The 15163-nt window shown below is 60.7% G+C and carries 12 protein-coding genes; 9 read left to right on the top strand and 3 right to left on the bottom strand.

What is annotated here, in order from left to right:
• The first annotated feature begins 111 nt into the window (after positions 1 to 111).
• The 6 genes from glmM to serA all read left to right on the top strand — a co-directional run bounded on the left by glmM (position 112) and on the right by serA (position 8310).
• A complete protein-coding gene (glmM, locus tag NB311A_RS04550) occupies positions 112 to 1458 on the top strand; it encodes a phosphoglucosamine mutase (RefSeq protein ID WP_009797283.1) in 1347 nt (448 codons plus the stop codon).
• Positions 1459 to 1689: 231 nt separating this feature from the next.
• The gene (locus NB311A_RS04545) at positions 1690 to 2937 is read left to right on the top strand and encodes an MFS transporter (RefSeq protein ID WP_009797282.1); all 1248 of its coding nucleotides are present in this window, start codon (positions 1690 to 1692) and stop codon (positions 2935 to 2937) included.
• Positions 2938 to 3250: 313 nt separating this feature from the next.
• Positions 3251 to 4102 carry an outer membrane protein gene (locus tag NB311A_RS04540; protein ID WP_009797281.1) on the top strand — a complete coding sequence of 284 codons (852 nt, stop codon included), beginning with the start codon at positions 3251 to 3253 and terminating at the stop codon, positions 4100 to 4102.
• 201 nt (positions 4103 to 4303) lie between these two features.
• Positions 4304 to 5134, top strand: a complete 831-nt coding sequence (locus tag NB311A_RS04535) for an outer membrane protein (RefSeq protein ID WP_040673949.1) — start codon at positions 4304 to 4306, stop codon at positions 5132 to 5134.
• 212 nt (positions 5135 to 5346) lie between these two features.
• Entirely contained in the window at positions 5347 to 6519 is a 1173-nt protein-coding gene (locus NB311A_RS04530; RefSeq protein WP_009797278.1) for a phosphoserine transaminase, read from the top strand.
• A gap of 201 nt (positions 6520 to 6720) precedes the next feature.
• The gene (gene serA / locus NB311A_RS04525) at positions 6721 to 8310 is read left to right on the top strand and encodes a phosphoglycerate dehydrogenase (protein WP_040673968.1); all 1590 of its coding nucleotides are present in this window, start codon (positions 6721 to 6723) and stop codon (positions 8308 to 8310) included.
• Positions 8311 to 8459: 149 nt separating this feature from the next.
• On the opposite strand, the gene NB311A_RS04520 is transcribed toward serA, so the two are convergent.
• Positions 8460 to 10013 (bottom strand): S10 family peptidase, encoded by a 1554-nt coding sequence (locus tag NB311A_RS04520; protein WP_009797276.1) that lies wholly within the window; start codon positions 10011 to 10013, stop codon positions 8460 to 8462.
• Between the two features lie 419 nt (positions 10014 to 10432).
• Between NB311A_RS04520 and NB311A_RS04515 the strand changes: the two genes are divergently transcribed.
• Together NB311A_RS04515 and NB311A_RS04510 are read left to right on the top strand one after the other, a co-directional pair.
• Entirely contained in the window at positions 10433 to 11725 is a 1293-nt protein-coding gene (locus NB311A_RS04515; protein ID WP_009797275.1) for an adenylosuccinate synthase, read from the top strand.
• Positions 11726 to 11775: 50 nt separating this feature from the next.
• Positions 11776 to 13308, top strand: coding sequence for a hypothetical protein (locus NB311A_RS04510; protein WP_009797274.1), 1533 nt, complete (start codon positions 11776 to 11778; stop codon positions 13306 to 13308).
• Between the two features lie 146 nt (positions 13309 to 13454).
• On the opposite strand, the gene NB311A_RS04505 is transcribed toward NB311A_RS04510, so the two are convergent.
• Positions 13455 to 13670 carry a hypothetical protein gene (locus NB311A_RS04505; protein WP_009797273.1) on the bottom strand — a complete coding sequence of 72 codons (216 nt, stop codon included), beginning with the start codon at positions 13668 to 13670 and terminating at the stop codon, positions 13455 to 13457.
• A gap of 282 nt (positions 13671 to 13952) precedes the next feature.
• On the opposite strand from NB311A_RS04505, the gene NB311A_RS04500 reads away from it, so the two are divergent.
• Positions 13953 to 14498, top strand: a complete 546-nt coding sequence (locus tag NB311A_RS04500) for a DUF4112 domain-containing protein (protein WP_040673966.1) — start codon at positions 13953 to 13955, stop codon at positions 14496 to 14498.
• Positions 14499 to 14665: 167 nt separating this feature from the next.
• On the opposite strand, the gene NB311A_RS04495 is transcribed toward NB311A_RS04500, so the two are convergent.
• On the bottom strand, positions 14666 to 14953 hold the full coding sequence (locus NB311A_RS04495; protein WP_009797270.1) for a hypothetical protein: 288 nt from the start codon (positions 14951 to 14953) through the stop codon (positions 14666 to 14668).
• Between the last annotated feature and the right edge of the window lie 210 nt (positions 14954 to 15163).

The raw sequence follows: 15163 nt of genomic DNA, 5'->3' as shown, positions 1-15163 counted from the left end.
ATCCCTTGGGGCGTTATAAGCGGCCATGCGATATGCTCGACGCCCAACGATTCGATGAGCCGGCCTCAAGCGCGGCGGCGAGCATCAGGGCACGTCGTGGGGGGGGGGGGAATGAGCCGCAAATATTTTGGAACTGACGGTATTCGCGGTCGAGCCAACGGCCTGATTACGCCGGAACTGGCGATGAAAGTTGGCCAGGCCGCTGGTTTGGTGTTCCAGCGCGGCGAGTATCGTCATCGCGTCGTGATCGGCAAGGATACGCGGCTGTCAGGCTACATGATCGAGTACGCGCTGGTCGCGGGCTTTACCTCGGTCGGCATGGATGTCCTCCTGCTCGGTCCGATGCCGACGCCGGCGGTTGCGATGCTGACAAAATCGATGCGTGCTGACCTCGGCGTCATGATTTCAGCTTCGCATAACCTTTTCGAGGACAACGGCATCAAGATGTTCGGCCCGCGCGGCTTCAAATTGTCCGACGAGGTCGAAAAAAAGATTGAGCAGTTGCTCGATGAAAATCTCGACAAGAAACTCGCACAAAGCGCAAACCTGGGGCGCGCCCGTCGTATCGATGGCGTGCATGATCGCTATATCGAATTCGCCAAGCGCACGCTGCCCCGCGAACTTAGCCTCGAAGGGTTGCGGGTCGTGGTCGATTGCGCTCACGGCGCGGCCTACAAAGTGGTGCCGGAAGCGCTGTGGGAATTGGGCGCTGACGTGATTCCGATCGGCGTCGAACCCGACGGCCTCAATATCAATAAGGAATGCGGCTCCACCGCGCCGGAAGCATTGTGCCGCAAGGTCCGCGAGATGCGCGGCGATATCGGCATCGCGCTCGACGGCGACGCTGACCGCGTCATCATCGTCGATGAGCGTGGCCATGTCGTCGACGGCGATCAGCTTCTCGCCGTGATAGCCGAGAGTTGGAAGGAAGATGGGCGGCTCACCAGGCCGGGGATCGTTGCCACCGTGATGTCGAATCTCGGCCTGGAGCGATTCCTGCAAGGTCATGAGTTATCGCTCGTGCGAACACCGGTCGGAGACCGTTACGTGCTCGAGCAGATGCTAAAGCATGGCTACAATCTCGGCGGCGAACAGTCAGGACACATCATCTTGTCCGACTATGCGACCACCGGAGATGGCTTCGTGTCTGCGCTTCAGGTGCTTGCCGTCGTGCAGAAGCTGGGACGCCCGGTCTCGGAAGTCTGCCACAAGTTCGAGCCGATGCCGCAGATATTGAAGAACTTCCGTTATCGCAACGGCACGCCGTTGGATCGCGCGGAGGTGAGGTCAGCTATTACAGCGGGCGAGAAGCGTCTCAACGGCCATGGCCGGCTGTTGGTCCGTTCTTCCGGAACCGAGCCTGTCATTCGCGTCATGGGCGAGGGCGACGACCGTATTCTGGTCGAGGAAGTCGTGGACACGATCGTGTCTGCGCTGGGGAATCCGGCGGCGGCGTGATCTGCAACAAGATGGGCCGCCAGACTGCTTTGGCGAGTACTCCTTATGCGTCCTTGTTATGCGTCCTTGCCGGTGATCGGCCGCGCCCGTCCCGGAGCCTTTCCGCTGCCGACGAACCAGAAGTGGGAGCTCCATGATTTTGATTTGATGCGTTTCCCTCACGCGAACCGCTATCCACTTCGCTCGAAAAGGCTATAACAGGCGCCGGTTGTAAAAATCGGAAAGCCGTCCGTGGACAAGCCTGTCATCTCCGAGGAGACCCTGACCGCGCCGGTCGTGGTTCCCGAGATCACGGAAAAGGCTGTTGCAGCGGGCCCCGCCTATCTGGTGCTCGGCGGCATCAGCTTTTCGCATTTTCTCAACGATACCATGCAGTCGCTGATTCCCTCAGTTTATCCGATCCTGAAGGAAAACTACGCGCTCGACTTTGCGCAGGTTGGAATGATCACGCTGGCGTTTCAGGTGACGGCGTCGCTGCTGCAACCCGTGGTCGGCTATGTCACCGACAAAAAGGCCCAGCCGTTCTCGCTTGCGATCGGCATGGGTTTTACTTTCGTGGGGTTGCTACTGCTGAGCGGTGCTCATGTCTATGGAATGATCCTTGTTTCCGCTGCGCTGATCGGTCTTGGCTCGGCCGTGTTTCACCCGGAGTCCGCGCGCATCGCGCGAATGGCCTCCGGCGGCCGTTACGGCTTCGCGCAATCGGTTTTTCAGGTCGGCGGAAACTTCGGCGCGGCGATGGGGCCGCTTCTGGCGGCGCTGATCATCGTGCCGTTCGGGCAGTCCAGCATCGCGTGGTTTTCGTCGATCGCCTTTGTCGCGATCGTTCTGCTGTTTCAGATCGGCCGCTGGTACAAGCCGAGGATTGCGCCTCGCAAGAGCGCGGCGCAGATCCGGTCGCCGGAGGTGCCGACGCGCGCACGAATCATGGTCGCACTGGCAATCCTGATCGTGCTGGTGTTCTCGAAGTTCATCTACATGTCGAGCCTGACGAGCTATTACACTTTCTATCTGATCGAGAAGTTCCATGTCTCGACGCAGACATCACAGCTTTTGCTGTTCGTGTTTCTCGGCGCCGTCGCCACAGGCGTGTATTTCGGCGGTCCGATCGGCGACCGCTTCGGACGTCGCTATGTGATATGGCTGTCGATTCTCGGGGTGTTGCCGTTCACGCTGCTGTTGCCGTTTGCGAATCTCGCCGGCACCGTGGCGCTGACGGTCATCATCGGTGTCATCCTTTCATCCGCGATGCCTGCGATCATTGTGTTTGCGCAGGAACTGATGCCGCACCGGCTCGGCATGATATCAGGTATGTTTTTCGGCTTTGCGTTCGGCGCCGCGGGACTTGGTGCAGCGCTGCTCGGTGAGATCGCGGACGCGAAGGGCATCGAGTTTGTCTATCGAGTCTGTGCGTTCCTGCCAGCGATCGGGTTGCTGGCGATGTTCCTGCCGAAAATGCCCAAAATCCGGCCCTTGTAATCGCCGCCGTATGATCGCCCGTCGATGGACGATTAGAGTCTGGTTCAAATGCGTTGAACCGGACTCGTCGCTTATCTTTTTATTTGAACATGATCTTATCCGAAAACCGCTTTCCACTTTTCGGAATCATGCCCAAGCTCGTGTGGTTGCGTCTAACGTTGACGGTTCGCGGCGCGGCGCTCCGGGTCAGAATGAGCTCACCAAAAATCAACCTTAAAAATTAGGGTTAAGAGGCTCTTAAGTATTTGGTGTCATCGTCCCTCCGAAATTGGAGTGGGGCCGCACTGCCTCACGGCACAAAGGGACCAAGCCGATGCGTAGTGTAAAATTGCTCTTAGCCGCCGCAGCGGCATCGCTGTTATCATCTGCCGCATTTGCCGCCGACCTGCCCATCGCGCCTCCGCCCTATTACGCCCCGCCGGTCGTGGGTTTCGGCGGCTGGTATCTGCGAGGCGACATCGGATTCAGCAATCAGCGCGTGAACAACATCGCAATGGCGGATGGCCGCAACGCGCAACTGCTGTCGTTGCAACAGACGACTGCCTTCGATGCCGCCGGCATCTACGGCGTCGGTATCGGCTATCAGTTCAACAACTGGTTCCGCGGCGATTTCATAGGCCAGTATCGCGGGAATTCAAATTTCAAGGGCACCGATCTTCTGACCTATCCAGCAGGCGGCGGCATCGTTGGAAATGGTATCAACAACTATAACGCCACCAAGTCGGAATGGCTCGCGATGGCGAACGGCTATGTCGATCTCGGCACCTGGTGGGGCGTGACGCCATTCATCGGCGCAGGCGTCGGCGCGGCGCGCGTGACGATTGCCAATTACACCGATACCGGCATGGTCAACAATAACGGATTTGGCTTCGGCGCCTTCCCAAGCTTTGCAAACGCGCCGGCTGCGTCGAGGTGGAATTTCGCGTGGGCGCTTCACGGAGGTTTGGCCTACATGGTCAATCCGGGCCTCACAGTTGAACTGGCCTACAGCTATGTGAATCTAGGCTCGGGAATGACGGGCGCCGTTTCCGATTACACCGGATTCACGCGGGGCGTTCCAATGCAGTTCAACGATATCACATCGCATGACGTGAAGCTCGGCGTGCGCTGGTATTTCAACACTCCGCCGGTTTACTCTCCGCCGCCGCTGGTTACCAAGGGCTGAATTCCTTCACCTTGAACGGTTGAAAACGGCGCGGGAGTTTTCCCGCGCCGTTTTGCTGTGCGATGGGCATTGCGATCGCGGCGAAGGTCTTATCGATGTTCGTCGACAATGTGAAGCAATCATGCCGCGCAACAACGATTGGTTAAGGTTAACAGGCGATGATCACCATCACCTTAAGTTGTGGTCGATGGAGCGTTCACGATGCGTAGACTTCTGCTGGCGGCGGTCATTTGCGGGGCGGCGCAGGGCGCATACGCAGCCGATATGCCGGATGACCTTCCTTTCTTGCGCGGATCGCAGCCAGCGGGCCTCAGCACGGTGCGGACTGTGTGGCAGGGCTTTTATATCGGCGGACAAGCGAGCTACGGTTCAGCCGACATGGACTTCAAGAACTCTGGAAAAGATTTGCTGGAGCGGCTGCTGAACAACCTCGATGTCGAAGGACAGTATCATCTTTCGACTTGGCCGCTGGGCGGAACGTCCTCAAACCGTAGCAGCGGATTTGGCGGATTCTTGGGCTATAACGTGCAGATGGAGGACGCCGTCTTCGGCGTCGAGGCCAACTACACCCACGGTAAGTTCTTCGGTGCCTCGAGTGGCAGTCAGGGCCGATCGTTCAATTACCCAACCAATTATCTGACGTCGGCGTTCGTACAATCGAACGCCTCCATGCAGATCACGGATTTTGGTTCGCTCCGGGTCCGCGGGGGGTATTCGTTCGGCTGCTTCCTGCCGTATGCTTTTGCCGGCGTCGCGATGGGGCGGGCCGATATTCGGCGCAACGCAAGTTACAGCCTGTATTATCAGTATATTGGGACGCAGATTCCACCGCTTCCCGACCTTTCGGGCTCAAGCTCTTTGTCCGATAATGCCAATGCGCATTTCATCTACGGCTACGCAGCCGGACTCGGTATCGACATGATGATCTTCGACAGTCTGTTCTTGCGCGCCGAATGGGAATTCCTGCGGTTTACGGCTCCGGTGGATACCATCGTCAACACCGTGCGCGCGGGCGTGGGCTACAGGTTCTGAGCGGGAGACGCGCCTAAATCATGCGCGGGGCGAAGACGGCTTTGATCCCACGGGCGTACCCGTTGAACTCGCGAGGGGATGGCTCGCGTTCCCAGGCATCGTTATCCGGCGTTACAGCCGGGAATATTCTTGACGAGATCGGCTGATTCCCATATCCACGGCGGCGGGACACCTCCCCCCAACGGGAGGCTTGCTATCTGGAAGGATAGATTATGACCGTTGCGAAGCCTGCTTCGCGGCCCGATGTGCCGCATTTTTCCTCCGGCCCCTGCGCCAAACGCCCCGGCTGGACTCCCCAAAATCTCAAGGACGCCGCCCTCGGCCGTTCCCATCGCGCGAAGATAGGCAAGACCAGGCTTAAGCTGGCCATTGATCTGACGCGCGAGGTTCTGGAAATTCCAGCCGACTACAGGATCGGCATCGTGCCCGCGTCCGACACCGGAGCGGTCGAGATGGCGTTGTGGTCGCTGCTCGGTCCGCGTCCGGTCACCGCGATCGCCTGGGAGTCTTTCGGCGAGGGCTGGATCACCGATGTCGTCAAGCAGCTGAAGCTGAAGGACGTCGCCAAACTCACGGCGGGCTATGGTGAGATTCCAGATCTTGCCAAGGCCGATCCGGCCTCCGATATCATCTTCACCTGGAATGGTACGACGTCCGGCGTGCGCGTGCCGAACGCGGACTGGATCAGCGCCACGCGTGAAGGCCTTACCATTTGCGACGCGACTTCAGCCGCTTTCGCGCAGCCGCTCGATTGGGCCAAGCTCGATGTCGTCACCTTCTCGTGGCAGAAGGCGCTAGGCGGCGAGGCGGCGCACGGCATGCTGATTGTTAGCCCGCGCGCCGTGGCGCGGCTTGAGAGCTACACTCCACCCTGGCCGCTGCCGAAGATTTTCCGCATGACCAAGGGCGGCAAGCTGATCGAAGGCATCTTCACTGGCGAGACCATCAACACGCCGTCGATGCTGTGCGTCGAGGACTATCTCGATGCGCTGAACTGGGCGAAGTCAGTCGGCGGCCTCAACGGCATGATCGCGCGCGCCGACGCTAACGCCAAAGTTTTGAGCGATTGGGTGGCGAAAACGCCGTGGATCGATTTTCTGGCCCTGGATCCGGCGATCCGCTCCAACACATCAGTCTGCCTGAAGGTCGTCGACTCCGCGATCACATCGTTGCCGTCAGAAGCGCAAGCCGATTTCGCCAAGAAGCTCGTCGCCGCTATCGAGAAGGAAGGCGCGGGCTACGATTTCGGGTACTACCGCGATGCGCCGCCGGGCCTGCGCATCTGGTGCGGCGCCACGGTGGAAGCGAGCAATGTCGCGCTGCTGACGCAATGGATTGATTGGGCCTTCGCTGAGACCAAGGCCTCGCTTGCGAAGGCGGCATAGTTTCGAAGCTGAATGCTCCTTCCCATCTCCTTGCGAGAGAGCGGGGAGGCCTTCCTGTCCTGCTCCAGGTCTCATCAAGCTCAATCTCGTTTCACTCGCCGTCATCATGGCCGTGCTGGCCCGGCCATCCATCCTCAAGGGATGGACCCGCAGGCCGAGCCCGCGGATGACGCCCACATTGCTATCAACGGATCACATCCCATGACCAAACCGAAAGTTCTCATCTCTGACGCTCTAAGCCCTGCCGCCGTGCAAATTTTCAAGGACCGCGGCATCGATGTCGATTTCCAACCCGCGCTCGGCAAGGATAAGGACAAGCTCGCCGAGATCATCGGCAACTATGACGGCCTCGCCATCCGCTCGGCCACCAAGGCGACCGCGAAAATTCTCGCTAATGCCAAGAGGCTGAAGGTGATCGGCCGTGCCGGCATAGGCGTCGACAACGTCGAGATTCCGGCAGCCACGGCCAAGGGCGTCATCGTGATGAACACACCCTTCGGTAATTCGATCACGACCGCCGAGCACGCGATCACCCTGATGCTGGCGCTGGCGCGTGAGATCCCTGCCGCCGATGCTTCGACCCAGGCCGGCAAGTGGGAGAAGAACCGCTTCATGGGCGTCGAGATCACCGGCAAGACGCTCGGCGTGATCGGATGCGGCAACATCGGCTCAATCGTCGCGGACCGCGCGCTTGGTCTGAAGATGAAGGTGATAGCGTTCGACCCGTTCCTGTCGCCGGAGCGGGCCAAGGATATCGGTGTGGAGAAGGTCGAGCTTGATGATCTGTTCAAGCGCGCCGACTTCATCACGCTGCACACGCCGCTCACAGACAAGACCCGCAACATCATCGACGCCGCTGCTATCGCCAAGATGAAGAAAGGCGTGCGCATCATCAACTGCGCGCGCGGCGGCTTGGTTGATGAGCAGGCGCTGGTCGATGCGCTCAACGCCAAGCAAGTGGCAGGCGCGGCGTTCGATGTATTCGTTGAGGAGCCGGCGACCAAGAACGTGCTGTTCGGCCATCCCGGTGTGATCTGCACGCCGCATCTCGGCGCTTCCACCACGGAAGCGCAGGAGAATGTCGCGCTTCAGGTCGCAGAGCAGATGTCGGACTATCTGCTCAACGGTGCCATTACAAATGCCATCAACTTCCCCTCGATCACGGCGGAAGAAGCGCCGAAGTTGAAGCCGTTCGTGTCGCTTGCGGAAAAACTCGGCTCGTTCGCAGGCCAGCTCACCGAGACCGGAATATCCAAGGTGACCATCACCTACGAGGGTCAGGTCGCCGAAATGAAGATCAAGGCGCTGACGTCGGCGGCGTTGTCGGGCCTGCTGCGACCGATGCTGGGTGATGTCAACGTCGTTTCCGCTCCGGTCGTCGCCAAAGAGCGCGGCATGGTGGTGGACGAGGTCGTACGCGCCGCGCAGAGCGACTACGAAAGCCTGATCACGGTCACCGTCTTTACAGAACGGCAGGAGCGCTCGGTATCGGGAACGGTATACGCCGATGGTCATCCGCGCCTTGTCGACATCAAGGGCATCCGCGTCGATGCCGAGTTCGGCAAGTCGATGATCTACGTCACCAACGAGGACAAGCCCGGTTTCATCGGCAGGTTCGCGAGCCTGCTGGGTGATGCCGGCCTCAACATCGCGACATTCAATCTCGGCCGTCACAGCCAGGGCGGCGACGCCATTGCGCTGGTCGAGGTCGACGGCAGCGTGCCTGAAAATGTTCTCGCCAAGGTGCAGGCGCTGCCGCAGGTCAAGCAGGCCAAGGCGCTGACGTTTTGACCTCTACCCTCCCGCTTCCGATGACATCAGAAGCGGGCCTCGGACTCTGATTTTGATGCCTTGTTTTCAGGCGAATATGAAAACATCCTCCGGTCAGGTCCCGAGGACATGATTCGCCTGAGAGCACCATGAATCGACCTGGTGCTGCATCATTTCATCAGCGCGCGAACCTGGTCGCGCAGCGCCCGGCGTGAGCCGTCGTGTGAATAGAACATGTGGCCGCCGGGATAGACCACAAGCTTGACGCGATCGCGCGAGCCGAAGGCCGGCAATTGATCGAGACGTATCCGTGAGGCGAAATAAGGTGTCGCCAGATCAAATAACCCATGCGCGACGAGCAGCTTGAATTCCGGTTGCGCAGCGAGCAGTTCGCGGATGTTAGTCATCGACTCGACAGACGACCGGCTCTTACCGAAATCCCATTGGTGGTTGACGTTGCGGCTGAGCAGCTCATAGGAGCCAGTCGGCCGCCAGTTCAGCTTGTGTGCATAGAGTTCGAATGCCGCCGATGTCAGCGCGGACAGCAGCGGCTCCTCCGAGGGGTCGTTGAAGTCGCTGGCGCTTGAGTCCGGGTAGGGGTCGAATCCGAGCACCGACGCATCATAGCGTCCGGTCACCTTGCCGCGGCTACGGTCGAAGGCGCGGCGGAATTCGCTGACGTCGAATCGTCCGGCGAGGCGACGGCTCTCCGCCTGATCGATTCCCGTCAGCTCCGCGAAACAGTCGGCAAGCCGTCGCGTCGCTTCCGCATCGGCCTGTCCCTTGACGAGATCGGTCAGGAAATCGTCCCGCGCATAGACTTCGACGTCGGCCATGTCCGCGCGGGTCAGCGTTCCGCCCTTTTCCTTTTCCCGCGCAACCGCCGCCATGCTCGGCAGGCTTGCCACGAACCGGGTCAAGCCCATGCCCAGGACGTCGCCGAAGTCGAGCGCTGGCGAGATCAGGACCAGCCCGTTGACGGCGACGCCCTGCCGGGTCTGCAGATTGCGAGCGATCTTCGGTCCGCGAATGCCGCCATAGCTTTCGCCGGTGATGAATTTCGGCGACTGCATCCTGTCCGCCTTTTCCAGCCAGCGGCGAATCACCAGCGCGATCGAGGCCACATCGCCATCGACGGTGAAGAAGCGTTTCCGCGCCTCTTCGCCGCGCGCCACCATGCGGCTGTAGCCGGTGCCCAGCGGATCGATGAAAACCAGATCGGTGAAGTCGAGCCAGGTTTCCGCGTTCGGCTCCAGCGATATTGGAAGGGAGGGATGGGAGATCGCGCGGTCCATCGCGATGCGCCAGGGGCCGTTGCTGCCGAATTGCAACCACGCCGAAGAGGCGCCGGGACCGCCATTGAAAACGAAGGTCACGGGGCGGCTGCGGGGATCGGCGCCGTCGAGTTCATAGGCCGTGGTGACGATATCGGCTTGCGGCTCGCCTTTGTCGTCAAAAATATGAATCGTCCCCGCTGTTGCGGTGAAGGCCAGCGTGCGGTCCGGGAGGACGAGCTTATGTTTGGTGGTCGAATCCGGCGGCAGCCGGCGATTGTCGGGGACCAGGGCAGGCTCGCCGCCCTCTTTTCGAGGGCCGGCGGGCATGGTTTTGGCGTGGTGCGATGGCGTACCGGGCGCTTCCTCGCGCGCGTAAGCGGCAGTCGGGGCCAGTATCGCCAGCAGTATCGCTCCGGCGCATAACTCGCGGATCATCAGACAGCGCATCACTCCTCCTGTTCGCCTGGCCGTCGAGCGGTGCTCCGAACATTGATTATCTAATGTGCTCGAAAACTGTGGCGGGCACGGGACCGCATGCAAGCGGTTGGGCACCATGTTTTGGATTGCCCGGATGAATCAACGGTTTGGAACGGGGGCAGTTCGCGGCCCTTCCGGCTTGCGTCAACCGCACGCATCCTTTATCCGATGTGACGCCTCGCATGCTGGCGATCTTGTATTTGCGTCTGTCGTGTTTCGGCTAGCGGGGTGGTCCGGAAGATCGCTTCATTCTCGCGGCGGTTTTTCTCAAGCGAGCTTCCGAGCCACACCACTGCTACAATCACGAGTTGCCGGGGCCCTTCGAATTCGAGGTTCGTTACCGAAGGCGCTGTATAGACGCGCCCACTTTGCAAGGAACTTCCGCGGAAATGACCAACGTTGTCGTCGTCGGCGCCCAATGGGGTGACGAGGGAAAGGGCAAGATCGTCGACTGGTTGTCGGAGCAGGCGGATATCGTCGTTCGCTTCCAGGGCGGCCATAATGCGGGTCATACGCTCGTCATCGATGGTCATACCTACAAGCTGGCATTGTTGCCCTCGGGGGTCGTCCGCTCGTCGAAGCTGTCAATCATTGGCAATGGTGTCGTGTTCGATCCGCAAGCCTTCGTCAATGAAGTCGAGAAGCTGAAAGGGCAGGGCGTCAAGATCGGCCCCGACAACCTGCGTGTTGCCGAGAACGTCACGCTGATCCTGCCGTTGCACCGCGAACTGGACAGCCTGCGCGAGAATGCGAGCGCGGCGACCGCGATCGGCACCACCCAACGCGGCATCGGTCCGGCCTACGAGGACAAGGTCGGCCGTCGCGCCATCCGCCTGATGGACCTCGCCGACCCGCAGACCCTGCCGCACAAGATCGAGCGGCTGCTTACCCATCACAACGCGCTGCGTCGCGGTCACGGCATCGCGGAAGTGGATAGCGGCGCGCTGTTGAAGGAACTCGCCGCAATTGCGCCGCGGGTGCTGCCCTATGCTGACAGCGTGTGGAATCTGCTCGATCACAAGCGCCGCGAAGGCAAGCGCATCCTGTTTGAAGGCGCGCAAGGCGCGTTGCTGGACGTCGATCACGGCACCTACCCTTACGTCACCTCCTCCAACACCGTTGCAGCTCAGGCGGCCACCGGTACCGGCATGGGGCCGAGCGCGCTCGGCTACGTACTCGGTATCTGCAAGGCCTACACCACACGGGTCGGCCAGGGGCCGTTTCCGACCGAACTCGAGGACGAGATCGGCGAACTCATCGGTCAGCGCGGCAAGGAATTCGGCGTCAACACCGGGCGCAAGCGGCGCTGCGGCTGGTTCGATGCCATGCTGGTGCGGCAGACAGTGCGGACCAGCGGCATACATGGCCTCGCTCTGACCAAACTCGATATTCTCGACGGTTTTGACACGATCCAGGTCTGCACGGGCTATCGTCTCGACGGCAGGGAGATCGACCATCTGCCGGCCGGAGAGGGGGCGCAGGCTCGCATCGAACCAGTTTATGAAACGATCGAGGGCTGGAAGGAGCCGACGGCCAGCGCGCGTTCATGGGCGGACCTGCCAGCTCAGGCCATCAAATACGTTCGCCGGATCGAGGAACTGGTGGGGTGTCCAGTCGCTCTGCTATCCACCAGCCCCGAGCGCGAGGACACTATTTTGGTTCAGAACCCGTTCGAGGCTTAACGGGGTGTTACCGGAATGCGTTCAAGGTTAATGTCGTGCATTGAGGAGACATGGCTGATTATTACCCGCTGATCGCACGCGCCATCTCAGGACTGGACGTCAACGCGCCCGGCGAGCAACGGCGCGCGCTCTATGAGCGGGCAAGGACGGCGTTGATCGCTCAGCTTCGCGGTGTCGAGCCGCCTTTAAGCGAATCCGAGATCACCCGCGAGCGGTTGGCGCTGGAAGAGGCTGTGCGCAAGGTCGAGTCCGAGGCCGCCCAGCGCGCCCGCGAGGCTTCGCGTAGCGGCGGTTCGCGCTCCGGCGATGCGTTCCGTGCCGCGACCCGCGCTGCGATGAAGTCGCCGGACACGGCTACCCAGCCGCCGATCCGCTCGCGCGCTAACGCGACGCCCCAACCGCGCAATCTGCGAGGCGACCCGGCTCCCAGCCCGCCTCCGTCCTGGAGGCCCCCCGGGCCGCCAATTTCATTACAGGATGAACCGCCTGCCCGCGAGCGACAAAGCCAGGAGCATCTGCGCCGCAATTCCGAGCCCGAGCGCCCGCCGCCGCCGGTTCCTGGTTTTCGAGATGTGACTGCGGATGCTGACGATCTCGGCCGCGCTGCGGCGCAGGCCAATCGTTTGGCCCGGCGTACCTATGCCAATGTGCGATCGCAGTCACCGGAATTCGACCGGCTTGAGCCGAGCCTTGAGGATCGCGGCGGGTTCGAGGGGGCGTACCCTCCTCATGAACCGCCCTTCGGCGGGAACGTGGACGACCAACCGCCGCCGCTGCCGCGTTCGTGGCCGCAGCCTGGTCGCGACAGGCCGAAGCTCAGCTTCGGCGGCGGCTTTCCGCTCAAGAGCGCGATCGTGGTCGGCCTCGTATTGATCCTCGCCGGAGCTGGAATTGTCTGGGGTCCGAATGCGGTCTCCACCGTGCGCGGGCTGTTCGACTCCTCACACAAAACGGCCGAGCTTGCGAAGCCGGCAACGCCGGGATTGAAGCCGAAGATCGCTGACCGGGTCGGTCAGCCTGCCTCATCCGAAACGATTGCGCCGGTGGCGCAGCGCGTCGTGCTGTATGACGAGGATCCGTCGGACCCTAAGGGTAAGCAATATGTCGGTTCGGTGGTGTGGCGTACCGAAGAAGTGAAGGGCGCGGCTGGCAACAAGCCGGAGATTGCCGTGCGCGCCGAGATCGACATTCCCGAACGCAAGTTCAAGATGACGATGTCGTTCCGCCGCAACACCGATACCTCGCTGCCGGCCAGTCATACTGCAGAGCTGACCTTCGTATTGCCGCAGGATTTCGATGGCGGCGGAGTTTCCAACGTACCCGGCATCCTGATGAAGTCGAACGAACAGTCCCGCGGCACGCCCCTGGCGGGACTCGCCGTCAAAGTCACCGACGGCTTCTTCCTGGTTGGGCTATCGAACGTCGAGTCCGATCGCGTGCGCAACCTCCAGCTCTTGAAAGAGCGCTCATGGTTTGACGTGCCGCTGGTCTATACAAATCAACGTCGTGCGATCATCGCCATCGAGAAGGGGGCGCCCGGCGAGCGCGCATTCAACGAAGCCTTCACGGCGTGGGGCGAGTAGCGCTCCGGCTGTTGCTGTATTGTGAAGCGCGTTTGTTGGGATCAATCGCCGTTCATCGGGACATGCTTCTTCCGGGAGAGGTCGGCACCTAACCGGGTTGACGGACGCAGGGAATACTCCGCGCCGCTCTGCATGGGCAGCTGATATTATGCAGTGCGGTCCTCACCTGCGGGCAAGGCTGCGTTCGTGAGTTGGTGCGCCTCGATAACATTCTCCGTATCGCGAAGGCGGGTCTCGGCTATCTCTGCTTGGGGCGCCGAGGTGCGATGTTCAGGCCCGATCTGCTCGGCTGCGATGTCGAGCAAATTGCGCAAGTGCGCAACATATTCGGCACCAAACTTCTGCGACGGAACCTGACTCATGCAATGCCCTCCTCATCGACATCATCGCGAAACGCAGTGAGGCGAATTCTGATGCGATCATGCCGGATTCTTGAGCGGAGAAAGTGGCGACGCAATGGGGCGGAGTTGAGTCTCGGATAGGGAAATTGCAGGGCGAATATGTTTCTCCCGCAGCGCCTGTGTAGATGGGAAGCGACTGATGACGATATTGCAATGTGAGCCATGATGGCGCGATCATCACGATCCTGCGCGGCTACGTGAGGCAGCTTGCGAAAGCCGCCGGGAGAGCCCATGTGGAAGGCCATGAGATCCATGTCGAACGACAATCTGTTTGAGCGTGATGCCTTCCGATCCCGGGCATCGGCGCGCGCCAAGATTATCGATCAGGACGGCCGTGAGATTCACATGGACCCGCCTGGCGGTGGTTTCGAGGCTGGTGCGTTCGGGGCCTTCAGGCAAAGCGCGGGGGCATCCGGCTTTGAGTTCACTGCCGCGTTCCAGCCGCTCACCCGCGAGCAACGGCTGGCGCGACTGGACGCGATTGCGAAGCTGCTTGACGTTGCCTTTGTCGTGCCGGGAACGAACATCCGTTATGGCATCGATGGCCTGATCGGGTTGGTACCGGTGATCGGTGACATCATAACCACCGCGTTCTCGCTATGGCTGGTGCGCGAAGCGCGGGCGCTTGGTGCGCCCTGGCACATCACCGCACGGATGCTGAGCAATGTCGCAGTTGACGGGGTGGTCGGATTGGTGCCCGTTGCAGGCGATGCCTTCGACGTGATGTTTCGCGCCAACATGCGCAACGTGCGGATGCTCAAGCGCTGGCTCGACCGGCATCCGCGTTAGAGCGTGATCCGATCAAATTGAATCAGACCATGCTCTGACAGTTATTGTCTGGTCGCATCCCTCGCGGCGAACCGGTCTCCACTTCGCCGGAAAACACTTTAATCAGGACGTCGAGGTGAGAGCCCGATTCAATTCCGTCTGAATCGGATGAATCGGGGCCGGACGTATCACGCAGCGTCCTTTGAGGTTCCCGTTTCCGCGGATGCGGTGTCGAGTTTGCGGCGAGGCAGCGGAAAATCGCGGCTCTCATAGAGAGAGCGAATACCGTTCTGATCGAAACGGGCTTCATCCACCTGAAGATACGCGCCATTCAGCGAGTCGGCCGGCAATTCCTCGATTGCGAAGCGTACGGCGTCAGCCGCGGTATCGAAACGGCGGTAGGCAAAACCGGCACGCCTTTTCCTGCGAACCGCGGCGGGGAACAGTTCGGCGGATTTCTTGAAGCTGAAGGCCATGGCGGGAACCTCTACAATTTTTGCTTTCTTAAGAACGAGCAATGCTCAAGCGAGGGCCCGATGGGCTCCCGACAGGCAGCATGTCCGTGATGCGCCAATTATATAGGGTGAAATGCGGAAATTGCGACCGTCCCGGGCCGGAATCATGAATCCGGCGTCCGGACCCGGTATCTCGATAAAGGTTAGGTGATCAATAATATGGCCACGGGG

This window comes from Nitrobacter sp. Nb-311A (genome assembly GCF_000152905.1).
Lineage (GTDB): Bacteria > Pseudomonadota > Alphaproteobacteria > Rhizobiales > Xanthobacteraceae > Nitrobacter.
The sequence above is the reverse complement of the archived record's forward strand: the minus strand, read 5'-3'. Positions and strand labels throughout refer to the sequence as shown.